The organism is Labedaea rhizosphaerae, from assembly GCF_004362825.1.
GTDB classification, from domain to species: domain Bacteria; phylum Actinomycetota; class Actinomycetes; order Mycobacteriales; family Pseudonocardiaceae; genus Labedaea; species Labedaea rhizosphaerae.
The window spans coordinates 42212-67195 of the sequence record NZ_SNXZ01000007.1 but is presented as its reverse complement, the minus strand read 5'-3'; the positions used below and the strand labels follow the sequence as shown (position 1 = coordinate 67195).

At 71.1% G+C, this 24984-nt stretch carries 18 protein-coding genes; 8 read left to right on the top strand and 10 right to left on the bottom strand.

Annotated features, from left to right (window positions below; translation table 11 throughout):
- Positions 1 to 8: 8 nt before the first annotated feature.
- Positions 9 to 587 carry an Rv1733c family protein gene (locus tag EV186_RS31695; RefSeq protein WP_133853196.1) on the bottom strand — a complete coding sequence of 193 codons (579 nt, stop codon included), beginning with the start codon at positions 585 to 587 and terminating at the stop codon, positions 9 to 11.
- A 120-nt stretch (positions 588 to 707) separates the two neighbouring features.
- Positions 708 to 1697, bottom strand: a complete 990-nt coding sequence (locus EV186_RS31690) for an Acg family FMN-binding oxidoreductase (protein ID WP_133853195.1) — start codon at positions 1695 to 1697, stop codon at positions 708 to 710.
- A 184-nt stretch (positions 1698 to 1881) separates the two neighbouring features.
- On the opposite strand from EV186_RS31690, the gene EV186_RS31685 reads away from it, so the two are divergent.
- Complete coding sequence (locus EV186_RS31685) at positions 1882 to 3309, top strand: hypothetical protein (RefSeq protein ID WP_133853194.1); 1428 nt, start codon at positions 1882 to 1884, stop codon at positions 3307 to 3309.
- Between the two features lie 15 nt (positions 3310 to 3324).
- Here EV186_RS31685 and EV186_RS31680 read toward each other — a convergent pair whose 3' ends face one another.
- Together EV186_RS31680 and EV186_RS31675 are read right to left on the bottom strand one after the other, a co-directional pair.
- Complete coding sequence (locus EV186_RS31680) at positions 3325 to 4839, bottom strand: serine/threonine-protein kinase (protein WP_243754395.1); 1515 nt, start codon at positions 4837 to 4839, stop codon at positions 3325 to 3327.
- 138 nt (positions 4840 to 4977) lie between these two features.
- Positions 4978 to 9108, bottom strand: a complete 4131-nt coding sequence (locus tag EV186_RS31675; RefSeq protein WP_166659419.1) for a S8 family serine peptidase — start codon at positions 9106 to 9108, stop codon at positions 4978 to 4980.
- 82 nt (positions 9109 to 9190) lie between these two features.
- Here EV186_RS31675 and EV186_RS31670 point away from each other — a divergent pair, with 82 nt between their 5' ends.
- Positions 9191 to 10201: a helix-turn-helix domain-containing protein gene (locus EV186_RS31670; protein WP_166659418.1), complete on the top strand. Its 1011-nt coding sequence runs from the start codon at positions 9191 to 9193 to the stop codon at positions 10199 to 10201.
- Between the two features lie 12 nt (positions 10202 to 10213).
- On the opposite strand, the gene EV186_RS31665 is transcribed toward EV186_RS31670, so the two are convergent.
- The 3 genes from EV186_RS31665 to EV186_RS31655 all read right to left on the bottom strand — a co-directional run bounded on the left by EV186_RS31665 (position 10214) and on the right by EV186_RS31655 (position 12318).
- Positions 10214 to 11050 (bottom strand): Fpg/Nei family DNA glycosylase, encoded by an 837-nt coding sequence (locus EV186_RS31665; protein ID WP_133853191.1) that lies wholly within the window; start codon positions 11048 to 11050, stop codon positions 10214 to 10216.
- 65 nt (positions 11051 to 11115) lie between these two features.
- Entirely contained in the window at positions 11116 to 11370 is a 255-nt protein-coding gene (locus EV186_RS31660) for a hypothetical protein (protein ID WP_133853190.1), read from the bottom strand.
- Positions 11371 to 11463: 93 nt separating this feature from the next.
- Positions 11464 to 12318, bottom strand: coding sequence for a helix-turn-helix domain-containing protein (locus EV186_RS31655; protein ID WP_133853189.1), 855 nt, complete (start codon positions 12316 to 12318; stop codon positions 11464 to 11466).
- A gap of 125 nt (positions 12319 to 12443) precedes the next feature.
- Between EV186_RS31655 and EV186_RS31650 the strand changes: the two genes are divergently transcribed.
- The 3 genes from EV186_RS31650 to EV186_RS31640 all read left to right on the top strand — a co-directional run bounded on the left by EV186_RS31650 (position 12444) and on the right by EV186_RS31640 (position 16374).
- Entirely contained in the window at positions 12444 to 13457 is a 1014-nt protein-coding gene (locus tag EV186_RS31650; protein ID WP_133853188.1) for an aldo/keto reductase, read from the top strand.
- 107 nt (positions 13458 to 13564) lie between these two features.
- The gene (gene helR / locus EV186_RS31645; protein ID WP_208115882.1) at positions 13565 to 15778 is read left to right on the top strand and encodes an RNA polymerase recycling motor ATPase HelR; all 2214 of its coding nucleotides are present in this window, start codon (positions 13565 to 13567) and stop codon (positions 15776 to 15778) included.
- Between the two features lie 62 nt (positions 15779 to 15840).
- Positions 15841 to 16374, top strand: coding sequence for a DinB family protein (locus EV186_RS31640; protein WP_133853186.1), 534 nt, complete (start codon positions 15841 to 15843; stop codon positions 16372 to 16374).
- On the opposite strand, the gene EV186_RS31635 is transcribed toward EV186_RS31640, so the two are convergent.
- The gene (locus tag EV186_RS31635) at positions 16351 to 16857 is read right to left on the bottom strand and encodes a GNAT family N-acetyltransferase (protein ID WP_133853185.1); all 507 of its coding nucleotides are present in this window, start codon (positions 16855 to 16857) and stop codon (positions 16351 to 16353) included. The genes EV186_RS31640 and EV186_RS31635 overlap by 24 nt on opposite strands.
- Before the next feature lie 36 nt (positions 16858 to 16893).
- Between EV186_RS31635 and EV186_RS31630 the strand changes: the two genes are divergently transcribed.
- Positions 16894 to 17283, top strand: a complete 390-nt coding sequence (locus EV186_RS31630; RefSeq protein ID WP_133853184.1) for a VOC family protein — start codon at positions 16894 to 16896, stop codon at positions 17281 to 17283.
- Here the strand turns inward: EV186_RS31630 and EV186_RS31625 are convergent, their stop codons facing one another.
- On the bottom strand, positions 17284 to 18099 hold the full coding sequence (locus tag EV186_RS31625) for an isocitrate lyase/PEP mutase family protein (RefSeq protein WP_133853183.1): 816 nt from the start codon (positions 18097 to 18099) through the stop codon (positions 17284 to 17286).
- 287 nt (positions 18100 to 18386) lie between these two features.
- On the opposite strand from EV186_RS31625, the gene EV186_RS31620 reads away from it, so the two are divergent.
- Entirely contained in the window at positions 18387 to 21053 is a 2667-nt protein-coding gene (locus tag EV186_RS31620) for a lectin (protein WP_133853182.1), read from the top strand.
- Between the two features lie 81 nt (positions 21054 to 21134).
- Here the strand turns inward: EV186_RS31620 and EV186_RS31615 are convergent, their stop codons facing one another.
- Entirely contained in the window at positions 21135 to 23378 is a 2244-nt protein-coding gene (locus EV186_RS31615) for a discoidin domain-containing protein (RefSeq protein WP_424983769.1), read from the bottom strand.
- Between the two features lie 186 nt (positions 23379 to 23564).
- On the opposite strand from EV186_RS31615, the gene EV186_RS31610 reads away from it, so the two are divergent.
- The gene (locus EV186_RS31610) at positions 23565 to 24923 is read left to right on the top strand and encodes a TrpB-like pyridoxal phosphate-dependent enzyme (RefSeq protein WP_133853181.1); all 1359 of its coding nucleotides are present in this window, start codon (positions 23565 to 23567) and stop codon (positions 24921 to 24923) included.
- Positions 24924 to 24984 lie beyond the last annotated feature (61 nt).

Genomic DNA, 24984 nt, shown 5'->3' with positions numbered 1-24984 from the left:
TGGGTCAGTCAGGCCGGTTCGCAGCCCTTGCGGCCGGTCCAGCGGGGTTCGAACTCGAGCCACTGCCGTTCCCAGCAACGGCGGGCGTGTCTGGTCACGGCCGTGCGCACCACCCAGCGCAGGCTGGCGAGCACCAGGACGACACCGGTCAGGATCGCCATGACGACCGCGACGGCGTCACCCACGGCCGAGGTCAGCGTTCGTGGCGGGCCGACCGCCGCGCCGGACCGGTCGATCCAGATCTGCTTGGTGTCACCGGCGTGCAAGCCGGCCGGGACCTCGATGGTGCCGGTGTGCGGTCGCCCGTCCGGAGCTAGCCACCACGCACCGCTGTGGTCGTCGGTCGCGGGCGCGTCCTCGCTCAGGGTGGCCGGGACCTGGAGGCGGGTCCGCTGTTCGACCAGCGCGGACTCGACCCGCTGGGCGTGCACCAGGCTGCCCACCGCCGCGGCGACCGGCACCACCACGATCGCGATCACCACCGTCAGCCAGGTGACGGCGCTCAGCACCCGATCCCCGGGACGGGTCAACGGGTTGCGCGAGAACAGCAGCGACGCGCTCCTCGCTACCCGTGACATCGTCCCCATGGCCTGCTCCTCGGGCGTGTGTTCGCTGTGCCACCCACGATCGCCGCTGTCACGGGTGTCGCCGAAGGGTCTTTGGTGCACGTCGCAGCACCTTTGGTCCCGGGACCAAAGCACCCGCGGTCACCCGTGGGTGCGAGGCGAGCGAACGATGTCGGTCAGCACCTTGCGAGCGCTGCTGCGCGCGACCGACCGCGGGTGGCCCAGTCGCATCAGGACCTGCGGGTAGCCGGTCAACTCCAGCTGCTCGATCAGCCCGGCCCGCACGTCCACCACGTGCAGCGGCTGCGTGAGCACGGACGCGGCCAGACCACGGGCCACGCACTCCAGCCACACCTCCTGCAGCGTCACGCCCGCGGCGACGTGGTCACTGCGGCCATCGCCCACCGTCGTGACCAGGACGAGGGTTTCCGCCGCCAACCGCTCGCGCAGCACCGACTTCGGTGGTATCGCGGTGTCGCGATCGACGAGCCCGGCCCAGGGCAGGGCTCGTTCCGAGCGGGGCGCGGGCAGGTAGCCCTCACGGCTACCGCTGGTCGTGGAGTCCCGCCAGACGTCCAGCTCCTGCTGGTAGGCGATGTCGCCGCGCATGACCTGGCCGGCCACCGACAGCAGCGCCGCCAAAGGGTCGAGCATCGCGGGACCGGACAGGTGGAGCAGGCCCACGCCGTCCGCGACGGGGACCTCCAGCAGTTCACGCACGAGCGCGGGATCAGGCCGCTGCGGGCCGAACCGCCGCCGATGGCTGTGCCGCAAGGCGATCGCCCGGAACCGGGCGAGTTCCGCGGGAGTCGGTGGGACATCGTCGCCGGCGCGGACCCGGCCGACGGCGTCCCGGCGGTCGTGGTCGGGAAAAGCCTGGGTGTCGGCGGCGCGACCGAGCCTGCGCACCGCGAGCCGGGCATTGGTCAGGGCCGACCCGCAGGAGATCAGCCGGTCCCGGCCGACCGGATCGTGCCTGCGCAGCCCGATATCGGTGCGTTCCAGGATGGTGACCACCGGCCCGGCGAACTCGACGTGCCAGGGTTGCGTGTTGTGCACCGACGGCGCCCTGCCCACCGCCGTCGCTATGGTCGCGACATCTTGCTGGTCGAACGCCCGGTTTTCCCTCACACCAGCAGCCTGCGCCCGGCGCACCCCCTTCAGGAACTGCCCAAGGACACCACCGGGCGGGACCTCGGGCTGTTGCTGCTCCCGGTGCCCGATGGGCACACGCAGACCCCTACCCCAACCGCCCTTCCCGGTTGACGGCCGTTTGGACGTTTCGTCCCTCTGGGTGGTGTGCTGGACTTTCCGGATGCGTCGATACCGGGTGAATCTCCTCCTGCCCGCCGTGCTGCTGGCGCTGGCCGGCGTGGTGGCTCCCGCCCTGCCCGCGCAGGCGGACGGCGTGACCCTCAGCGCCGACCAACGCCGTGCCTACCTCGAGTACTACGCCCCGCTGTTGCTCAAGCAGGGCGACGAGAACAACGGCAAGGCCGGGCGCGACTGGCTGACCAACTTCGACTTCGACCGGGACGGCGACTTCTCCACCAACCGCACCAACTGGTTGCACGTCGACGACTACGCGGCCTCGGCGGGCGACCCGGCCAGCCCGTACGCGACGTGGAAGATCCGGCCGACGCTGTACACCGCCTTGCTGCAATACCGCGACATCGACGGATCGACCGCGGTCACGCTGCTGTACCACGTGTACAACGCGGCGGACAAAGACGGCGACCAGATCCACGACTGGGAACGGGTCGAGATCACCATCCGCGGCGTCACCGGCACCCCGGGCGGCGCGGGCGAGGCCTACGCCACGTCGGTGATCACCCACCACAAGGAACACATCCTGCGTTCGGCGGCCGACCTCGCCTCCGGTCAGGTCCGGTTCCGGTCCACCGGCGGGGGCAACCACCTGCTGCTCTGGCAGGCCGACGAGAGCGACGTGGACTTCCCCTCCTTCGGCCCGCACGGCCACGAGCTGCGCTACGTGACCGACGACCCGGCCGGGGTGCCGGGCGCCGCGGACGCCCCGGCGCGGGTGCACATCTCCGGCGCGAACGAGAGCTACCGGGTGCACTACGTCTTCGCCCCGGCGGACGCCGTCGCGGCGATGGGCGCCACGGTGCTCACCCACGACTCGGCGGGCACGCTGGCCAGCGGCGTGGACAACGGCACGACGGTGAACTGGGGTCAGACCAAGCGGATCGCCTACGAGTTGCAGGACCTCGCCGACATCATCCCCACGCACTGGGCCGGCGGGGACTGGAGCCGCAACTGGCGAGCCGACGACAGCGCGGACATCTGGCTGGAGAGCCCGATCACCGACGAGTCCGGCGCCGCCCTGGTGCCGGTCGGGCGGCAGCGCTTCTACACCGCGTCCAAGGACGGCACCGGCACCGACGGCCGCTCCGGCATCCCCAGCAAGGGCTGGCTCTTCGGCGACTACTCCGCCGAAGGCGACGAGGACACCCCGTCGGATTCGGACGACTTCGACGGCTACGGCGGCGCCGGGCGTGCACCCGACGGCAGCAACCGGGCCACGGCCAGTGGCGACACCGCGTCGCTGGGCGCCTACTGGCGCCAGCACGACTTCTTCGTCCACGACGGCGGACTGATCGGCAGCGAACACGTCGAGTCGGGCCGGTGGCTGCCCGCGGGCTGGGCGGCACCGGAAGCCGGCGGATTCGACGGCCGCTGGGTCGCCTTGTTCGACGACCGCCCCGGCGCCGACTCCTGAGTCGTTCCTAAGCCGTCACGACGAGGCGCCGCGGTGGCTGAGGACCGTGGAGCTGGCGATCTTCCACATGCCGTTCTCCTGAACCAGACCGAAGCGGGTGCTTTCCACCGCGACGTTCCCGGAGCGGTAGTAGTAGTTCACGGTCGCGGTGACGGTGTGGGGCGGGGACGGTGTCACGTCGGTCACGGTGACGCGCGCGATCGCCTGCCAGAAGCGCTGGTACCCGCTCCTCCCGCCGGCGTGGTTCTGCTGGTAGTCGGCCGTCATGTGGTTCCACGCGACGTCCAGGTTGCCCGGCACGAGCTGGTAGTAGTCGACGATCGCCGCGGTGAGCTGGGCGGGTACGTCCTGCGGCGTCGGGGGCTTCGCGGGTGCGCTCGACGGGGCGCTCGTGGTGCTCGTGCCCGCCTTCGACGTCGTGCTGCCGGCCGTGGTCGACCGTGGCGCGGTGGTGGTCGTCGGGGCGGGTTTCGTGCCGGGCGGGGCGGCGCGATCCGGGCCGTTGTCGTTGGTCAGCACGGCGACGAGCACACCGGCGATGAGCAGCACGGCCACGGCCAGGGCGGCCAGGACGGCGCGGCGACGGCGCGGGGCCGACGACCGGGTCACGGCAGTAGCCGGGGCAGCCGCGCCAGCAGTGGCAGCCGGGCCGGCGCTGGTCGGCGTGGCGGCAGCGGTAGCCGTGACGGCCGTGGCGGCGGCGGCCGGCGGGTGTGGTTCGGCGTCGGCCAGGGTGCGTTCGGCTTCGCGGGCGGTGGGGCGCTGGTCGGGATCGGTGCGCAACAGCGTGGCCACGGCGTCGCCCAGGCCGTCGGCCTGGCTCGGCGTGGGCACCGGGCTGGTCGCGATGCGGTACAGCAGGGCGATCGGGTTGGCGTCGAGCCCGAACGGCGGCGCGCCCTCGATCGCGCAGTACAGCGTCGCGCCCAGGGAGAACACGTCGCTGGACTGGGTCGCCTCGGACCCCTTGGCCACCTCGGGGGCCAGGTAGGCCGGGGTGCCGGCGAGCACGCCGGTCGCGGTCAGGGTGACGTCGCCGACGGCACGGGAGATGCCGAAGTCGGTCAACTTCGCGGTGCCGTCCTCGGTGATCAGCACGTTGCCGGGTTTCACGTCGCGGTGCACGATCCCGGCGGCGTGCGCCGCGGCGAGGGCGCCGGCGATCTGGGCGCCGATCCGCCGGACCTGGTCGGCGGGGAGCGTGCCGTGTTCGGCGATCAGGTCGGCCAGGGTCCGCGCCGACAGGAACTCCATGATCAGGCACGGCCGGCCTGCGTGCTCGACCACGTCGAAGACGCCCACGGCGTGCGGGTGGTGCAGCCGGGCGGCGATGCGCGCCTCGCGCAGGGCCCGGTCGTGGGCCTCCTGCGTCTGCGCCTCGGTCATGCCGCCGTGCACCAGCAGTTCCTTCACGGCGACGTCCCGGTTCAGCACTTCGTCGTGACCGCGCCAGACCTCGCTCATGGCGCCACCGCCGATGCGGTCGAGCAGGCGATAGCGCTCCGCGACCAGATCGCCTGCGGCTGCCACAGCGTCCTCCTTCTGGGTGTCCTTCAGGAGGTACCCAATCAGGGGACACTTCGCACGCCGTGATCAGGGTTCGATCAGCTGGACCGGCTTGCGCACGCACCCGGCGACGCTCGATGAGCGCCGCCGGGTGCGCGTGGGTCAGTACCGGAACTGCTGCAGCTGCCTCCCATCGGCGGAGGGCACCCAGCCGGTGCGGGTGGCCGGGTCGAGCTGGGCCGAACGTTCGGTCTGGGAGCTGACCTCGCCGCCGAAGGGGCTCGACACGAAGTTCAGGCCGGACACCACCGACACCTGCTTGCCGGTCGCCAGGTCGATCACCGCGAACTGGCTGGTGGCGTTGTTGTCGGTGATCAGCCCGCCCACCTTGCCGAACTGCGAGATCACCGGCGGCGTGCGGAAGGCGACCAGCGCCAGGTGGTGCACCCCGTCGACGGCCAGGAACGCCGACTGCTGCTGGCGCACGGTCACCGAACCGCCCGACGCCAGCGTGCCGCCGTCGACCGAACCGAGCGAGGTGGTGCCCACGATGTTGAGGCTCACCGACCGGTAGACGGTCTCGTACAGCTTGTTCGCGCCGTCGTCGAACGCCAGCCCGTTGGCGCACACGCTGCCGCCGTCGGACAGCCGTGTCGTGCTCGCGTCGAGGTCCACCGCCACCACGGACGCCGCGCCCGCGCCGAAGCAGATCAGGCCGCTGCCTGCGCGCGCGAGGTAGACCAGCCCGGTGGCCGGGTCCAGCGTGATCATCTTGAACCCGCCCACGACCGCACCCGGCGGATCCGCGAGCAGCGGCGTGCCGAGCGCGCCGTCGGCCAACGCCACCGGAAGCACGAAGTCGGTGTTGTCCGACGTCCGCTTGGCCAGCAGCGCCGCGCGGTGCCGGGCCGGGTCGACGCGGCCGCCCGACACCGAGTAGCCCTCGGCCGTCACGGCGGCAATGCGCTGCCGAGACCCGGTGTCGTACGTCTCGACGGTCCACCCCGCGGGCGTCACGTGCAGCAGCACCAGCCGGTCGGCGCCCGCGCCGAGCACCTGGTACGCGTCGCTGTTCGAGCCGTCGCTGGCCAGCACCGCACCGTAGGTCCCGTGCGCGGCGTCGTACTCGCGCACCGATTCACCGCCGCCCGGCTCCCGCAACGCGACGTACGACGTGCCCGCCGACTGGGCGGCGAAGCTCGTCACCACAGTGTCGCCCGGCGCGTACCCGTCGTCGAGCACGAGCAACGACGTCGGCGACGCCTGGCCCACCACCTTCCCGTTCCGGTCGGTCGCGAACACCCGCACGTTGTAGTCGAGCGAACCGCCGAGGCCGAGCTGCACCGCGTCGAGCCGCGCGGTGCCACTGCGAGCCGGAAGCTGCTGGTAGGCAACGGATCCCGCGCTCGGTCCACCTTGGTCGCGACGATCACCGTTGGCGTTGGTGACGGTGTTGAGCGCGTTGTACAGCGTCGGCGCGGGCGCCGAGAACTCCACCGCCGCACCGGTCGCCCCCGGCACGCCACGCACGTCGTAGCCGAGCGAGAAGCCCGGTGCCGCACGGGTGATCTCGGCGAAGTGGCCGGACGCGCCACCCGCCGTGAGGATCGGCGCCTCCGGCCGCTGGGCAGGACCGCCGACGCGGATCGCGGTGAACTCGCCGTACGTGGGGTTGCCGGCGTTGCCGGTGACCGACCGCTGGACGATCCCGATCCCGTAGATCCCCGCGCCGCCCGCGAACGCGGACGCCGGCACGACGACGTCACCCGACGTGGCGGACAACGGTGCCACGAACCCGGTGCCGAAAATCGGTGCGCTGGCGGGGTTCCAGTGCCCGAGGGTCGACACGACCACCTGCGGGTTCGACAGGTCCCGCACGCCGGTCAGGTCGTAGTGCACCGTCACCGCCTGCCCGGCCGGCACGGACGCCGGCGCGACCGGGGCGAGCCCTTCGGCATACGTGCCGTCGCTGGGCCCGAACGTCAGCGTCTGCGAAGCAGAAGCCACCACCCGGGGACCGGAGCGCACCTCGAACGTGACCGGCACCGAGCGGTCCTCTGTGGACACGATCGGAAGCCCGGCCGCGGCGAGGATTTCCCTTGGGGTCAGCCGCACCGCCGGGACGGTCGAGGTGAACTCGTGGCCGTTGACCTGCAGCGCGTACGACGCCTTGGCGGGCGCGCCGACCACGTCGGCGCCGACGGTGACCGGGCCGGCGAGGCCCTGCCCCGTGCCGTCCGTGTCGAGGTCGATCCGGCCGCCATCGGCGTTCTCCAGGTAGGAGCCGCCGAGGCCGCCGATGGTCACGCGGTGGGCCACCGAAAGCCGGGCGATCGCCGGGGCGGCGTGCCCGCCGAGCACGGACTGGACGGCCGCGGTCACGTCGAGCTGCGGGCCGACCGTGACCGGCCGGTCCATCTGCGGCGGCGATGCCACCGGGCGCGCGGTGCGCTGCAGCAACGACCGGACCTCAGCCGGGCTCAGCGAGCGGCCGGTGAGCTTCGCCGACTGCAGCACCACCGCCGCGGCGGCCGCGGTCATCGGCGCCGACGCCGACGTGCCGCCGTTGAGCACCGGCGTGACGTCCTGCGCTCCCCCGTGCTGGCTGTGCTCGACGACGAGGATCCCGTCGCTGGGCGCCGACACGTCGACACGCGTGCCGAAGCCCGAGGAGAAGCCCCCGCCGCCGTCGGTGCGGGTGGTCGCGAACGTGGGGTTGTGCGCGGCGGCACCGCCGGCCTGCTGGGACACGGCGAGCGTGTCGTCCAGCGTGGTGCCGCCGACCGCGATCGCGCCGGAGTCGAGCACCTTGGTGGGCGCGGTGGAGAACTGGTCGTCGCCGATGTCCGTGGTCGCGTGGACGTCCTCGGTCACGTCGGTCGGTGTGCTGCCGCCGTCCGGGCCGACGGCGGCCGGGGTGTACAGCCGCGTGCCGTCGTTGGACGAGATGGTGACGACGATGTGGTACTGCCGCACGATCGTCGTGATCACCGCCTGCGCCACCGGGTCGTCCTCGAGGTAGCGGCCGGGGAAGCCGACGCTGTCGGTGCCCATGCCGAGGCTCGCGGTGATCACGTCCGGGCGCGGCGTCTGGCGCGCGGCCGCGAGCAGCGCCACCGAGATCTGGTCGATCGTCGGCTCCTTCGGCACGACCAGCCGGTACTGCGCGCCCGGCGCGATGCCGAGCAGGTCGGTGAAGCCGGCGCCCTGGGCGTCCGCGCGCTGGCGCTCGTGCGGCAGCGGCGCCATCACGCCGAAGTCCAGCAGGACCTCGCCGAGCGCGGCGTCCTGGTTCTCGACCGAACCGACCGGGTCGAGGTGGCCGGCGGCGTCCGCGGTGTAGGTCGGGATCAGCGGCATCGACGGGATGTCGAGGTAGCGCTGGCCGTCGCGGACGACTGTGGTCGGGCCGTTGGACTGGACGTAGGCGTCACCGGCGTCGGCCATGCCCTGGTCGGTGAGGTCGCCGAGGGAGACGTTGGTGATGATCTCGCCGGTGCCGGGCAGCTGGCCGTACTTGCCCAGCAACGCGTACGCGCCGAGCGCGTTGGTGCCGCCGGCGTTGAGGTAGCTCTGGGCGGACGACGTCACCCCGTAGTTCGCGGGCAGCCCGGCGGGCGGGTTCTTGTGCGCCTGCGGCAGTTTCGCCGACTTGACGGCGGGCTGCGGTACCGGCACGGCACCGATCGACATCGTGGCGGCGCGGCGGTTCGGCTGCGCGCTCACCACGCCGGGCGTCGCGGCGAGCGTCTTCGCGGCGGTGTCGGGGTCGTGGCCCGACAGGTGCACGAGCACGGTCTTCGCGAGCGCGGGAACGTCGGTGACGCCGGGGAAAACCGGTTCGACCGACGTGGCGCCGACCTTGCCGAACGCCGCGTTGACGCCGGTGTCCGACGTCTTGGCCGCACGGCGGCCGGCCCCGAGCGGGGCACCGGTGACCGTGGTCGAGCCGGCGAGCTGGACGAGGACGTCGGCGGGTTGCGCGGGCGTGGTGGCGCGGGCGAACGCGGCGCGGACGCTGTCGTCGGCAGGCGCGAGGCTGCCGAGCCCGGAGCTGCCTTGGGGAAGCGCGAGCACGGTCTTCGCAAGGGTCTTGCCGTGGGCGTCGATGCGGGTCGCGGTGCCGTCGGGGCCGACGGTGATGCTGCCGCCGTCGGGCATCGCGACATGTCTGGCGGGTGGCGCTTGCTCGTCCGGCGGGGCCGCGGTGGCCGGGGGAACGGCGAGGCCGGAGAGGGTGGTCGCGGCCGCGACTGCGACCAGCGCGCGGCGGAGCGTCGTGGCTCGGGGCACCAGGCTCCCTTTCGGATCGGGGGACGGGGAAGTCGTCGGATCAATTTCGCAGGAGCCCTCGGCCTGGCGCAAGATAGCCACCATGACCAATAGTCGCCAGGTGGCGGGTTCACGCCAGCAATTGCGGGACCTCGACGTTCTGGGAATCCCCTCCGTCGACGCGACGGTGTACACGGCGTTGCTCGCCCACCCACGCACCCGCAGCGCGGACTTGGCCGAGCAATGCGGACTTTCCGCCCAGCAGGTGACGCGCGCACTCGCGCGGCTCACCGCGAGCGGCATGGCCAGCCGGGTGCCGGGCCAGCCCGCTCGCTACCTCGCGGCGGCACCCGACATCGCCCTCGGCGCGGTCGCCGCCGAGCGCTCGGCTGAGCTGCGCCGCGCCCGCGCGGTGATCGAAGATCTGATGACCGTGCACCGGGAAGCCAGCCGGTTCACCCACCCGGCCGAACTGGTCGAGGTCGTCACCGGGGCGGAGAACATCGGCGTGCGCGTGCGGCGGCTGCAGGACGAGGCACGCACCCAGATCCGCGGCTTCGACCGGCCGCCCTACGTCAGCGTGCCCGGCGAGAACCTCGAGTCCGAACGGCAGCGCCTCAAGGCCGGCATCGCCTACCGCGTGATCTACGACCGCCAGGCGATCGCCGTCCCCGGCCGGCTGACCAACGACATCCTGGTCAGCGGCCAGCACGGCGAACGCTCCCGGGTGCGCCCGCGTCTGCCGATCAAGATGGTGATGGCCGACGAAGCCGTGGCGGTGATCCCCATCAGCACCTCGCCGCACGTCATCGACGCGGCCTACATCATCCACGCGTCGGCGCTGCTGGACGCCCTCGTGACGCTCTTCGAAGCGGAGTGGGACCGCGCGGTTCCCATCTCCGAGGCGCTGACCGAGCCGGCCCCGGACGTCGACCCGGAGACGACCACGCTGCTCACCCTGCTCGCCGCCGGTCAGACCGACGCCGGCATCGGCCGCGCCCTGGGCTGGAGCCCCCGCACGACCCAGCGCCGCGTCCAGCGCCTGATGACCGAGCTCAACGCCACGACCCGCTTCCAGGCCGGGATGAACGCCAAAGCCCGGGGGTGGCTCTGAGTCCTCGCAAGGTCATCGTTTGCCCGCCGGGAGTGGCTGTTCGACGGTGCACCACCAGCTGGTGCGGCCGCCGACCGTGCTGCGGGCCATCGGTGCGCCGTCGCGCGGGCACCGGGCACCGGCGTGCCGGAACGGGATGACGGACAGCGTGTGCACGCCACCGTCGGCGAGGGCGTCCCCGACCGACTTGCGCAGCGCGCGCAGGATCCTCGTGCGTTCCGGCCGGGTCAGCTCGTCCACGGGCCGCGCCGGGTTGATCCGGGCCCGCCAGAGGATCTCGTCGGCCAGCAGGTTGCCGATGCCGGCCACGGCGTGCTGGTCGAGCAACCGAGCCTTGACCGGCGCCGTCCCGGACGACAGGGCCGCGTGGAACCGAGCGGGTGAGATCGTCGCCGCGTCCGGTCCGAGCCGGTCGACGTCCGGGTCGAGCACGATCCGGCCCAGGCGCCGCGGGTCCACCAGCATCAGCCGCCCGCCGTCGGCGAAGGTGAGGGAGAACCGCGACCACCGGTAGTCCCCCGCCAGGCGCCGGCCCTCCCAGTAGTCACCGCCGTCGACCTCGCCGCCGTCGGCGTCGGCCACCACGATCTTCCCGGACATGCCCAGGTGCACACCCAGCACGGGCGAGCCGTCCGTGCCACCGGCATCCGCCGACGTGTCACACCACATCGACTTGCCACGCCGGTGCGCGGCCACCAGCGCTCGCCCGAGCAGGGCCGACCGGATCTCCCCCGGACTGTGCGGACGGCACACCCAGCTGTCGGAGTCGTCCACGTCGACGATCCGCCGGTCCAACCCCGCCCGCTCGATCACGGCGCGGGCCGACTCGACTTCGGGCAGTTCAGGCACGGCGCGCTCCCCATCGTCGACTGACCACTGGTGCCATCATGGTGGAGCACGGCGGGCAGCCGTCGTCAGAGTTCCGGGATCAGTTCGAACGCGTCGTCGCCCACCCAGATGCGCAGGCCCTCGGCGTCCTCGGTGATCGCGCCGTCTTCTTCCTCGCCCAGTTCGCGTGCGGCGCCCAGGGCCTCTTCGCTCAGCGAGATGCGGCCGTCGCCCAGGTCCATCGGCCGGTATTCCGAGGCGAGCCAAGCGGTTCTGCTCCGCTTGGCGAGCAGTTCCGCGTTCTCCGCACCGACCTGGGCCACGTACGCGCGATGACGCATCGGGTTCCTCCTCGCGAGAGTTCCGGGTGGTCCGGGGATCTCAGTGGTGGGTTCGGTCACTTGGTCTCGCTGGTGGCGCTCATTTGCTGGGCCCTACCGGTCCACCGCGGCCTGGGACGTCCAGCTGGCCAGCAGCCGCAACCGTTCCTCCGACACCGAGCCCGGCTCCACCGTGGACAGACCCAGCCGCTGCTCCGGATCGTCCAAAGGCGTGAACGCTTCGTAACCCAGCACCAGCTCGCCCACCAGCGGGTGCTGGTAGTGCTTCACGCCGTGGGTGCGTTCGTACACATCGTGGTCGGCCCACCAGCGGCGGAAGTCCGGGTCGTGCACCGACAGGTCGCCGACCAGTTCCGCCAACGCCGCGTCGTGGGGGTGGCGACCGGCGTACAAGCGCAGCGTTGCCACGATGCCGCGGGCCGCGCCGGGCCAGTCCTTGTACAGGGTGCGGAAGCCGTCGTCCAGGAAGACCAGCCGTGCCATGTTGCGGAAGCGCGGTGGCAGGGCGTCGAAGTCGACGTACAAGGCCTTGGCCAGGGAGTTCGCGGCCAGGACGTCCAGACGCCGGCCCAGGACCAGGACCGGGACCTCGGTGATGCTCTCGATCAGCAGCCGCAGGCCGGGGCGGACGACCTGGGGCGGCACCGACCGCGGGCGCGACCGGCTGGGTTTCGCGAGGGTGAACAGGTGCGCGCGTTCCAGGTCGTTCAGGCGCAAGGCCCGCGCTACGGCGTCCAGCACCGACTCGGAGACGTTCGCCGTGCGGCCGCGTTCCAGCCGGACGTAGTAGTCCACGCTCACGCCCGCCAGCAGCGCCACCTCCTCGCGGCGCAGGCCCGGAACCCGGCGGGCGCCGCCGTACTCGGGGAGCCCCGCCTCGGCGGGGCTGAGCATGGCGCGGCGAGAGCGCAGGAAGTCCCGGAGGTCGTTGTTCGGCGGCCCTGTCACGGCTACCAGCGTAAAGCCGCCGAAGCGCACGTGAGGGGTACTGCCAGACCCCCGGTCGAGCGATGACTGCCACGAGAGCGCCGGACCTGGTCGTCTGGGCAGGGACGACAGAAGGGAACAGCGAAATGGAACACAGGGTTCTCGGCGGCACCGGCATCTCGGTCAGCGAATACGCCCTCGGCACGATGATGTTCGGCGCGATGGGCAACACCGACCACGACGAGTCCGTGCGCATGATCCACGCGGCGCTCGACGCGGGCATCGACTTCGTCGACACGGCCGACGTCTACTCGGGCGGCGAGTCCGAGGTCATCGTCGGCAAGGCCCTGCGCGGGCGGCGCGACGACGTGGTGCTGGCCACCAAGTTCGGCTTGCCGATGGACAAGGGCCGCGGCGCTTCGCCGCGCTGGATCCGGCGGGCGGTGGAGGACAGCCTCAGGCGGCTGGGCACCGACTACCTCGATTTGTACCAACTGCACCGGCCGGACCCGGCGACCGACATCGACGAGACGCTGGGCGCGCTGTCCGATCTCGTCCGGGCCGGGAAGGTGCGCGCGATCGGCGGCTCGTTCTTCGCCCCGGAGGAGATCGTGGAGGCCCAGTGGACCGCCGAGCGCCGCGGGCACCACCGCTTCCGCACCGAGCAGCCGCCCTACTCGATCCTCACCCGCGGCATCGAGGCCCGGGTGCTGCCCACGGCCCAGCGCTACGGCATGGGGGTGCTCACATTCGGACCGCTGAACTCCGGCTGGTTGTCCGGCCGGGCCGACCCGACCGCAGGGCACCGCAACGCCGGGCTCGGGGCGAAGATGTTCGACCTCGAGCAGCCGGGGGTGCGGGCGAAAGCCGAGGCGGTGGAGCAGTTGCGCCGGCTCGCCCAGGAGGCCGGGCTGCCGCTGGCGCACCTGGCGATCGCGTTCGTCCAGGCCCACCCGGCGGTCACCTCGGTGCTGATCGGGCCGCGGCGGCCGGAACAGCTGGCGGACCTGCTGGCCGGGGCCGACGTGCGGCTCACCGACGACATCCTGGACCGCATCGACGAGATCGTGCCGCCGGGCATCGACGTGCACGCGGGCGACTTCTACATCGACCCGACCCCGGCGATCCAGGACAAGAAACTCCGGCGCCGGGCGAGCTGAAATCCACGGGGCTTGACAGGAAGGAGACAATAAAAAGTCGGCGTGCCCTCCATAGCCAATGGAGCACCCGCCGCTTCTAACATCAGATTAACCGCTGTGAGGGGCATGTGTCAACTCTGGGGTACGAAGACGAATTGCGGTCCGAGCGCGCCTACGTGGCCGGGCTCTACGCACGCCTCGACGCGGAGCGCGCGCGGGTGAAGGCCAAGTTCACCGCGGCGCTGGGTGGCACCGGCGGCACGCCCATGGAACGCGACTTCGAGGTGCGTGCCCTCGCCCGTGAGGTCAAGCGGCTGGACGTGGCCGACAACGGCTTGTGTTTCGGCCGGTTGGACAGCATTTCCGGGGACCATTCCTACATCGGGCGGATCGGCATTTTCGACGAGGAGCACGACTACGAACCGGTGCTGCTCGACTGGCGGGCGCCGGCGTCGCGCGCGTTCTACGTCGCGACCGGCGCGCACCCCGAGAACGTGCGCAGGCGCCGCCAGTTCCACACCCGCGGCCGCCAGGTCCTCGACTTCACCGACGAGGTGCTGGGCCGCCCGACCGGCGAGGTGCAGGGGGACGCGGCCCTGCTCGCGGCGGTCAACGCGCCGCGCGGCGAGGGCATGCGCGACATCGTTGCCACGATCCAGTCCGAGCAGGACGAGATCATCCGCCTCGACCACCCCGGCGTGCTGGTGATCGAGGGCGGCCCGGGCACCGGCAAGACCGTGGTGGCGCTGCACCGCGTCGCGTACCTGATGTACACGCAGCGCGAGCGGATGGAACGCCACGGCGTGCTCGTGGTCGGCCCCAACCCGGCGTTCCTGAACCACATCGGGCGGGTGCTGCCCTCGCTGGGTGAGTCCGATGTGGTCTTCATGACCACCGGCGACCTGGTGCCGGGTCTGCACGTCACCGCCGAGGACGAGCCGGATGTGGCGCGGCTCAAGGGTTCGCTGAAGATGGTGGATGTCCTCACCGCGGCGATCGCCGACCGCCAGCGGCTGCCCGCGCAGCCGTTGCCGATCACCCTGGGCACCGCGACGGTGCGCATCGACGCCGAGACCGCGCAATGGGCGCGTGAGGAGGCGCGGGCGAGTGGGTTGCCGCACAACGAGGCCCGCTCGGTGTTCACGGAGATCATCACCTACGTGCTGACCGAACGGGCGATCGCCCGGATCGGCCGCGGCTGGCTGACCCGGGCCGACCGCGAAGGCTGGGAGGAGATGCGTGGCGAGCTGCTCAAGGAGCTCGCCACGGACGAGGACTTCACGGCCGCACTGGACGAGCTCTGGCCGATCCTGACCCCCGAGGCGCTGCTGGCCCCGCTCTACAGCTCCCCCGAGCGGCTGCGCGCGGCCGGTGCCGACGAGGCGCTGCTGCGCGCCGACGGCGCCGCGTGGACGGTGTCGGACGTGCCGCTGCTCGACGAGCTGGTCGACCTGCTGGGCCGGGACAAGGCCGCCGACAAGGCGGCCGAGCGGGCCGTCCAGCGCGAGCAGAAGGCCGAGGCGGAGTACGCCGCGCACGTGATCGACCAGCTCCGGCTGGACCGCGAGGAGCTGGACGAGGACATCGGCCTGACCGCGGAGAACCTGCTCTACGCCGAGGACCTGGCCGACCGGTTCGGCGTGCAGGACACCCGCGACCTGGTCGAGCGGGCCAGCGCGGACCGGGACTGGACCTACCGCCACGTCGTGGTCGACGAGGCCCAGGAACTGTCCGAAATGGACTGGCGGGTGCTCATGCGCCGGTGCCCCGCCCGCTCGTTCACCGTGGTGGGCGACCTCGCCCAGCGCCGGTCGGCGGCCGGGGCCACCTCGTGGGCGGCGATGCTCGACCGGTACGTCCCCGGCCGCTGGGCCTACCGGTCACTGACGGTCAACTACCGCACCCCGGCGGAGATCATGACCGTCGCGGCCGCGCTGCTGGCCGAGTTCGCGCCCGAGGTGCAGCCGCCGGACTCGGTCCGCGCGTGCGGGGTGCGGCCGTGGTCCCGGCAGGTCAGCGCGGACGAACTGCCCGCGGCGGTCGAAGAGTTCCGACGGGAGGAGGAAGGCCGCGAGGGCACCAGTGTGGTGATCGGACCGCCCGGGATCGGCGACACGGTGCCGGGCGCGGTGCCCGCCTCGGAGACCAAGGGCCTGGAGTTCGACGCCGTGCTGGTCGTCGAGCCGGAGCAGATCCTCGCCGACGGCCCGCGGGGCGCGGCCGAGCTCTACGTCGCGCTCACCCGTGCCACCCAGCGCCTCGGCGTCCTGCACCTGGACCCGTTGCCGCGCGCGCTGAACGGGCTCACGGACACCGGCACGCCGGTGCAGGCTGGGACCTGACGCGAGGTGTGGCCGGCCCACCGCACGCGGGCCGGCCACACCGACGACCCGAAGGGATCACCATGCACGAGGTACAAGCACTGCTGCGCGAGTACGACCGCGCCCGGTCCTACACCGACCAGCTGTGGCAGGACCTGAGCCCGGACGAGCTGGTCTGGCGGCCGCACGAGGACTCCAGCGCGATCGGCTGGCACCTGGGCCACCAGGCGCACGTCGCGCATTTCATGGTCCGCAACCTCACCGCGGCCGAGCCCAGCCCCGATCCCGAGCTGGATTCCCTGATGGACTCCGCGCGGCCGGAACGCTTCCGCGGGGCGTTGCCCACCGTCGAACGGCTCACCGCGTTCCGCACCAAGGTGGCCGAACGCGTGCACGCCCGCATGACCGACATCGCGGGCGGCCGGGTCGCGGCACCGGCCCAACTGGCGATCGTCGCCACCCATCTGCTGACCGCCCTGGTCAACCACGAGTACCAGCACGACCAGTGGATCGGCGAGGTCCGCGCCGACGCGCTCGGGCACCCGCTCCCGCCCGACCCGGACACCGCTCAGGTGTCGCGTGTGGACGGTTACCTAGTGCTGGGGCTCATCCAGTAGGTCGCGCTGGTACCAGGTGCCCGGCTCGCCGCCGACGTGCGCCGGGTCGGCCGGGCCGACGGGCACGAACCCGGCCTTGATCAGCACCCGCGCGGACGCGGCGTTGCGGCTCGAGGTGGCCGCCCGCAACACATGCAGGCCGAGCCGATCGGCCGCCAGCCCGCACAGCTGCTTGACCGTCGCGGTCGCCACGCCGCGACCGGCCACGTGCTCCGCGACCCGGTAGCCGAGTTCGGCTTCGTGGTCTTCCATGTCGACGATGTTGAACCGGCCGAGGACCGAGCCGTCCTCGGCGACGAGCACGTGGAAGGCGCAGATCCCGGCTTCCTGCTCGGCCAGCAGGGCGTCGAACCGGTCGGCGAACCGCTCGAAGTAGTCGTCACCGCGATCGGTGATGAAGCGGGCGAAGTAGGCGCGGTTCGCCCGTTCGAACGCCAGGATCGCGGGCGCGTGCGCGGCGTCCAGCAGCTGCAGCGAGGGCATTGCGCGACCCTATCCAGGAGGTGGAATCGTTGCGGCATGGTTTACCTGCAGCTCACCGCGATCATCGTCGAGGACTACGACGAGGCGATCGCCTTCTTCACCGGCGTGCTGGGATTCGAGCTGGCCGAGGACTCCCCTTCGCTGACCAATGACGGCCGCCCCAAGCGCTGGGTGGTCGTCCGTCCGCCGGGAGCGCAGACCGGCATCCTCCTCGCCCAGGCCGACGGCGACGACCAGCGCGCCGCGATCGGCAACCAGCACGCCGGTCGGGTCGGCTTCTTCCTGCGCGTCGACGACTTCGACGCCAGCTACCAACAGATGCGGGCGGCCGGGGTCGAGTTCGTCACCGAGCCCCGGACCGAGCCCTACGGCCGGGTCGTCGTCTTCCGTGACATAGCGGGAAATCGCTGGGACCTGCTCGGGTGATCACCGCTGCAGCAGTCGGTCGAGCGGGAACCGCCGTCCGCCTGCGGTCGCCGCGGCCATGTCGCCCCGCGCGAGCGCGGCGGCGGCCTCGCCCAACGCCGACATCGCTTGGGTGTACAGCGCTTTGCCGAGGCTGATCCGCTTGACACCCGCCTGCCGCAGTTCGCCGACCGTCAGGACCTTGTCCACAGGCGACACGACGACGTTGACCGGCTTGGGCGCCACCGCTTTCACGATCGCCACCACCGTGGCGAGGTCGGGCGGGAACGGCGCGTACAGCACGTCCGCACCGACTTCGGCGAACGCGGTCAGCCGCCGGATCGTGTCGTCCAGGTCGTCGCGGCCCTGGTAGAAGTTGTCGGTCCGGCCGGTCACGACAATGCGGCCGTTCGCCGCCGCGACGGCGCTCCGGACCCGGTCCACGGCGTCGTCGAATGGCCGGATCGGGTCGTCCGGGTCGCCGGTGGAGTCCTCGATGCCGATCCCCGCGAGCCCGGCCTCGACGGCGGCCTCGACCGTGACCGCCACCTCGTCGAGGGTTTCGCCGTAGCCGTCCTCGAAGTCGCCGTTGACCGGCAGTCCGCTCAACCGCGCGATCAGCCGTGCGTTGTCGAGGTGCTCTTCTCGGCTGATCGCGTGCCGCCCGTCGACCCGGCCGAGCGTCGCCGCCAACGCGGCCGAGGACGTGCCGAGCGCCTCGAACCCCGCGTCGGCGAGCAGGAGCGCCGACACGCCGTCCCACGCGTTCGGCATGACGAGCCCCTCGTCCCGGGTGTGCAGGGCGAGGAAGTGCTCGTACCGATCGGATCCAGGCATCTCGACTCCTCACAGCGGGATCGGTCCTTGCTGCTAGATCGGTGTCCGCGCCGGGTTCGTGTCAGCGCGATGCCGTTGACGGGCCACGAAACCGGGCGAAGCGCCGTGTGTTCGAGCCGCGGGCATGACAACGGGACAGAACCCAAGGGGCGCCTTGACAGTGGTCCAGGCCAAACACACCATCAGTCACAACTGAACGTGATCAACCATGTTCGGTATGTGCGAGGGCGATGGCAGCGCCCTCCGATCAGTCCTGCCCGAAACCCTGCGACCGAGGACGATCCGACATGCGAAGATTATCCCTGCTCGTCGCCGCCGCGACCGGCGTTGCCGTGGCCGTCGCCCTTCCCACCGCCCAAGCAGTCGCCGCGCCGGTGAGCGACCCGGCTTCCGTGGTCGACCCGTTCATCGGCACCTCCAACGCCGCCGACGACTTCCCCGGCGCGGACGTGCCGTTCGGCATGGTGCAGTGGAGCCCCGACACGCCGAGCCGGCCCGACGGCGGCGGCTACGAGTACAACGACACCAGCATCACCGGGTTCAGCCTGACCCACCTCGCGGGCCCCGGCTGCGGCGCCGACGGCGACGTGCCGATCCTGCCCACCGTCGGCGGGATCAACACCGGCGCGACGGACGCCTTCTCCCACGCCAACGAAGATGCCGACGCCGGCTACTACACCGTCGGGCTCAACAACGGTGTCCGGACCGAGCTGACCGCGACCACCCGCTCCGGCATGGCCCGCTTCACCTTCCCGTCGACCACGCAGGCCAACCTGATCTTCAAGCTGAACGGCAGCCAGAACGGCGACGAGGCCACCACGTGGACGGTCGTCAACAACTCCGAGATCTCCGGGTCCGTCAAGTCCGGGCACTTCTGCGGCGCCGGGTTCACCTACACCGCGTACTTCGACATCGTCTTCGACCACCCGTTCACCACCAGCGGCACGGCGCTCGCCACCGCCGCCAAGGCCAAGCCGTCCACGAAGTTGCATGGCGTGCAGCCCAAAGCCTCGCCCACGCCGAAGCTCAGCGGGCCGAACAGCGGCTACGTCACGTTCAACACAACCGGCTCACAAGTGGTGCAGGCCAAGGTCGGCCTGTCGTACGTGTCCGTGGCCAACGCCGTCGCGAACCGGACCGCGGAGAACGCGGGCTGGGACTTCAACGCCGTCCACACGGCCGCACACAACGCGTGGAACACGCTGCTCGGCCGGGTGCAGATCAGCGGCGGGACTTCCGCGCAGCAGCGGGTGTTCTACACCGCGCTCTACCACGTCCTGTTGCACCCCAACGTCTTCTCCGACAGCAACGGTCAGTACACCGGCTTCGACAACCAGGTGCACACCGTCGCGAGTGGACATTCCGCGCAGTACGCCAACTTCTCCGGCTGGGACATCTACCGCACGCAGGCCCAGTTGTCCGCCCTGGTGGCGCCGCAGCAGACCAGTGACATCGCGCAGTCGATGCTCACCGACTACACCCAGGGTGGCGGCCTGCCGAAGTGGTCGCAGAACAACGGCGAGACCTACGTGATGGTCGGCGACCCGGCCGACCCGATCCTCGCGAGCTACTACGCCTTCGGTGCTCGAAACTTCGACACGGCCACGGCGCTCGCGGACATGCTCAAGCAGGCGAGCGCGGCCAACAACATGCGCCCGGGCTTGAACTACCTCAACTCCCCCGGCTACCTGCCGCCCGAGACCACCTACCACTGCTGCAACTTCTACGGCCCGGTGTCCACCCAGCTCGAGTACGACACAGCCGACTTCGCCATCTCAGCGTTCGCGGGCGCGCTCGGTGACACGAACAACAAGAACCTCTTCGCCAACCGCGCGCAGGACTGGCGCAACACGTTCAACCCGGCCAGCGGCTTCATGCAGCCCAGGCTGGCCGACGGTTCGTGGCAGGGCGGCTTCAACCCGGCCAGCGGCAGCAACTTCGTCGAGGGCACGTCGTGGCAGTACACCGGCATGGTGCCGTTCAACGTGCGCGGCCTGGCCGATGCCATGGGCGGCAACGCCAAGATGGAGTCCTACCTGGACAGTGTGCTGAGCCAGCTGCACGGTGAGAACGGCACGCACGCCGACCTCGGCAACGAGCCGAGCCTGTACCTGCCGTGGGAGTACGACTACATCGGCAAGCCGTACAAGGCGCAGGCCGCCGTCCGTCGCGCGCAGGACCAGATCTGGACCGACAAGCCGAACGGCCTCGCCGGCAACGACGACCTCGGCGAGATGAGCGCCTGGTACGTGTTCTCGGCGCTCGGCATGTATCCGGAGACGCCCGGTACCGCGGACCTCGCGCTCGGCAGCCCGCTGTTCACCCAGGCCGTGCTCAAGCTGCCCAGCGGCAACACCTTCACCATCGACGCACCCGCGGCGGCCGACAACGCCCCGTACGTGCAGAGCGCCACCTGGAACGGCGCGGCGTGGAACAACGCCTACGTGCCGACGAGCGCGATCACCGCCGGTGGCACTCTGAACTTCACGCTGGGCACGACGGCGAACACCGCATGGGCCAGCGGGAGTTCCGCCGCGCCGCCGTCGTACCCGGGCACCGCGGTCGGGCTGCCGACCACGCACTTGACCTCCGGCATCGCGGGCAAGTGCGCGGACGTCACCGGCTACGGCACCGGCGACGGCACGAAGGTGCAGTTGATGGACTGCCGCACCAACAACGCCCAGCGCTGGTACCACGGTGGCGACGACACCATCCAGTCCCTCGGCGGCTGCTTGGACGTCAGCAACAGCGGCACCACCGACGGCACCAAGGTGCAGTACTGGGAGTGCAACAACTCGGACGCCCAGAAGTGGGCGGTGTCCAACGGCGCGCTGGTGAACCCGCAGTCGGGCAAGTGCCTCGACGACCCGAACAGCACCACCACGAACGGCACGCAGTTGCAGATCTGGACCTGCAACGGCACGGCCGCCCAGAAGTGGTCGCTGTCCGGCTGAGCCCTGAACACTGAGCCCTGAACCCTGAATGGCCCATTCGGGACGGTGACCGTCCTGAATGGGCCATTCAGGGCTATTGCCTCAGGGGTAGCTGACCACGTTGCTCGGGGTCGTGCCCGATGGCGTGACCGCACCCGTGTCGTTGATGACGTGGGTGATCGTGCCTTGGTAGTTCAACGACACCGTCAGCAGACTGTGGAACCGCACGTTCGCGTTGTTCGGCACCTCGAACGCGTGGTAGCTGTTCACCGACGGGTTGGTGTTGAAGAAGCAGTAGCTGCCCAGACCCCACGCCTCGTGGCTGGTGACGCCCGGACCCACCTTGTACGCGGCATAACCGTTGACGCCCGACGCGCTGTTCCAGGAGGCCTGGTTCGGCACGTCGTAGGGCATCTCGTTCTGGAAGAAGATGGTCTTGCCGCCCTGACCGTTCCAGATCACCTCGAATTTCTGGTAGTGCTCCACGAACAGGCCGGTCGCGATCACGTTGTTGCCGTTGACCACCAGCCCCGTGTCGGCGGTGTTCGTGCCCCAGCCGACGCTGCCGGCGTTGCCGTGATCGGCCCGCCACGCCCAGATGTGGTCGATGATCGTGTTGCTGCTGTTGACCACCAGGCTGTTCGTCGCCTTGCCCGGGTTCTCGCCGCCGATGCGGAAGAACACGTCCTGCACGGAGATCGGGTTGCCCGAGTGCGAGGCGGACGACCCGGACGGGCCCACGGTGAGCAACGCGTTCGAGTTCGTGGTGCCCGCGTCGAAGAGCAGGCCCTTGAGCCGCACCCCGTCGACGTCGGCGACCTGCATGGCGTTGACGCCGTTGTCCGGCACCAGCGTCGGGTAGCCGATGCCCAGGATCACCGTGCCGGCCTTGGTGACGTTCAGCGTCTGGTTGAGGTGGTAGACGCCGGGGGTGAAGAACAGGTTGCAGCCCGAGGCCAGCGCGGCGTTGATGGTCGACGCCGTGTCGCCCGACTTCACCACGTAGAACTGGCTCATCGGCAGCGAGCTGCCCGGCGTGCTGCCACCGGCCCAGCTCGGCCCCGAAGCGTTGGTGCGCAAGGAAGGCAGGAACACCCGGTACTTGCTGCCATCGAAGTACAGGTACGGCACGTCGCGCGAGACGGGCGTGGTGGCCAGCGTCGTCTCCGGCGGGTTGGGGAACGTGGTGGCCGGCGCACCGGACGTCCCGGAGAACACCATGTTCCACACGCCACCGGACCAGCTGCCGTAGGCCGAGTCGCGGGTGTACCACTGCTGCTGCGAGATCGACGCGGTCTGCCCGGAGACCTTCGTGTCGGCGACGTACCCGCCACTGGCCCAGCCGTAGCTCGCCGGGTACAGCTGCAGGTCGCCGCGGATGTCCATCCGGCGGAACGGCGCGGCCTGCGCCACCGCCCACCGGTCGCCGCCGGAGGCGTTGACGGCCATGTTCTCCGCCGAGCGCCAGAAGTTCTGGGTGGCGTTGCCCGCGTCGGAGGCGTTGAACGCGTCCACGGTGATGTGGCCGTTGATGGTCACGTCGTCGGGGTTCTGGCCGAGGCCCGCGACCGACGTGTAGAAGCCGACGTTGTCGTTGACGTTGTAGGTGCCCGGCTTGAACAGCTGCGCCACCCGCCGCTCGGCGAACTGCGCGGTCTGGGTGTCCTTCTGGTTGTTGAAGTCGGTGTCGAGCTGCGCCTGGATGGTCGCAGCCGACATGCCCGGGTCGAAGATCCGGACATTCGGACCGAAGTTCGGGGTGTCGGACTGGACGCAGTTCGCCTGCGTGCCGCCAGTGCCGTGCACCGCGACCTCGAACAGCGAGTAGCCGTAGGGCGTGGCCCGGTGGGTGCCGTAGATCCGCACGTAGCGCGCGGTGCCGGACACGGAGACCGTCTGCGTGCCACCGGTACCGGCGGTGGTGGAGAAGGCGGGGGTCCAGCTGGTCGCATCCGTGGAGACCTGGACCTCGAACGCCGTGGCGTACGCGGCCTCCCAGGTCAACGTCACGTCGCACAGCGCCTGCGCCGAGCCGAGGTCGACCTGCAGCCACTGCGGGTCGCTGAACGCGCTCGACCACCGGGTGCCGCCGTTGCCGTCGACGGCCGCCGATGCCGGGAACGCCGCGGACTCGGTCGAGGAGGCGGTGGCGCTGTGGCCGAGGGCGAGGTTGGTCGTGCCGCAGGCAAGCACTGCCGGCCGGGCGCTGTTCTGGGCCGGCGGTTGGTCGACCGCGGCGGCGGCACCGCCGGTGGCGACCAAGGTGGCGGCGGCAGCCGCAGCGACGGCGGCCACCGCGGCGAGGCCCGCGCGTGGACGTCGTGGTCTTTGTGGGTGTGGGCTCACGGGAGTGACACCTCCAGGCAGGGGGATGGCACTCCAAGGGGTAAACCGGCGCGTGGCACCGGGGGAAGAGCGGCGGCGCACGGCTGCCCTTGCCCACCCGCGTTCTGCCTGATTCGGTTGCCCTTGTTTGCCCTTGCCAGCGGTGCGGCCCGCGACGGAGGATCAGGCGCACCCCTGGAGGCGGCGATGGCGAACGACCAGACGAAGTTCCTCCTGTCCGAGCGCGACATCCCGACGCACTGGGTCAACCTGCTGCCCGACCTGCCCGGCGACCCGATGCCGCCGCTGCACCCCGGCACCCTGCAGCCGCTCGGGCCCGACGACCTGGCGCCGCTGTTCCCGGCGCGGTTGATCGAGCAGGAGGTCACGACCGATCCGGAGGTGGAGATCCCCGGGCCGGTGCGCGAGGCGTACAAGCTGTGGCGGCCCACGCCGCTGTACCGGGCGCACCGGTTCGAACACGCGCTCGGCACGCCGGCGCGCATCTACTACAAGTACGAGGGCACCTCACCGGCCGGCTCGCACAAGCCGAACACCGCGGTCGCGCAGGCGTACGAGAACGCCGAGGCCGGCATCCGCAAGCTCAGCACCGAGACCGGCGCCGGGCAGTGGGGCTCGGCGCTCGCGTTCGCGTGCTCGCTGTTCGGGTTGGAGTGCGAGGTGTTCATGGTCGGGTCGAGCTACGACCAGAAGCCCTACCGCCGCTCGATCATGCGGACGTGGGGCGCCACCGTGCACCGCTCCCCCAGCGACCGCACCGAGGCGGGCAGGGGTCAGGCCACCCACCCGACCGGGTCGCTCGGCATCGCCATCTCCGAGGCGGTCGAGGTCGCCGCGAACAACGCGGACACCAACTACTCGCTCGGCTCGGTGCTCAACCACGTGATGCTGCACCAGACCGTGATCGGCATCGAGTCGATCGCCCAGCTGGAGCTGGCCGGGGACGAACCCGACATCGTGATCGGTTGCGTGGGTGGCGGGTCGAACTTCGCCGGGCTGACCTTCCCGTTCCTGCGGCGGGTCCTGCGCGGCGAGGCGCGCACCAGGTTCATCGCGGCCGAGCCGGCCGCCTGCCCGACGCTGACCCGCGGCGCCTTCCGCTACGACTTCGGCGACACCGCCGGTCTGACCCCGCTGCTGCCGATGCACACGCTGGGCCACGACTTCGTCCCGCCGCCGATGCACGCCGGTGGCCTGCGCTACCACGGCGACGCACCCATGGTGTGCGCCCTGGTCAAGGCGGGCGTGGTCGAGCCGCGCGCGTACCGGCAGAACGAGACCTTCGCAGCCGCGGTCCAGTTCGCCCGGGCCGAGGGGATCCTCCCGGGCCCCGAACCCGCGCACGCGATCCGCGCGGTGGTGCAGGAGGCCGAGCGGGCCAAGCAGACCGGCGAGCGACCGGTGATCCTCTTCGGGTTGTCCGGGCACGGTCACTTCGACCTGGCCGCCTACGACGCCTACCTGGACGGCGAGCTGGCGGATCCGGAGTTCTCCGAGGCCGACATGGACGCCGCGCTGGCCCGGTTGCCGGAAGTACCCGCGTAGGCCTTGTTCGCAAAAGATTTCCGAACGCGGGTAAACAGAACGCGTGCCGCAGCAGTCTTCC

Excerpts from the sequence above, each read along its gene's own strand:
- EV186_RS31610 (WP_133853181.1), top strand. The coding sequence starts at position 23,565 with ATGGCGAACGACCAGACGAAGTTCCTCCTGTCCGAGCGCGACATCCCG.
- EV186_RS31625 (WP_133853183.1), bottom strand. The coding sequence starts at position 18,099 with ATGCCTGGATCCGATCGGTACGAGCACTTCCTCGCCCTGCACACCCGG.
- EV186_RS31630 (WP_133853184.1), top strand. The coding sequence starts at position 16,894 with ATGGTTTACCTGCAGCTCACCGCGATCATCGTCGAGGACTACGACGAG.
- EV186_RS31650 (WP_133853188.1), top strand. The coding sequence starts at position 12,444 with ATGGAACACAGGGTTCTCGGCGGCACCGGCATCTCGGTCAGCGAATAC.
- EV186_RS31695 (WP_133853196.1), bottom strand. The coding sequence starts at position 587 with ATGGGGACGATGTCACGGGTAGCGAGGAGCGCGTCGCTGCTGTTCTCG.
- EV186_RS31670 (WP_166659418.1), top strand. The coding sequence starts at position 9,191 with ATGACCAATAGTCGCCAGGTGGCGGGTTCACGCCAGCAATTGCGGGAC.
- EV186_RS31685 (WP_133853194.1), top strand. The coding sequence starts at position 1,882 with ATGCGTCGATACCGGGTGAATCTCCTCCTGCCCGCCGTGCTGCTGGCG.
- EV186_RS31620 (WP_133853182.1), top strand. The coding sequence starts at position 18,387 with ATGCGAAGATTATCCCTGCTCGTCGCCGCCGCGACCGGCGTTGCCGTG.
- EV186_RS31660 (WP_133853190.1), bottom strand. The coding sequence starts at position 11,370 with ATGCGTCATCGCGCGTACGTGGCCCAGGTCGGTGCGGAGAACGCGGAA.
- EV186_RS31640 (WP_133853186.1), top strand. The coding sequence starts at position 15,841 with ATGCACGAGGTACAAGCACTGCTGCGCGAGTACGACCGCGCCCGGTCC.
- EV186_RS31635 (WP_133853185.1), bottom strand. The coding sequence starts at position 16,857 with ATGCCCTCGCTGCAGCTGCTGGACGCCGCGCACGCGCCCGCGATCCTG.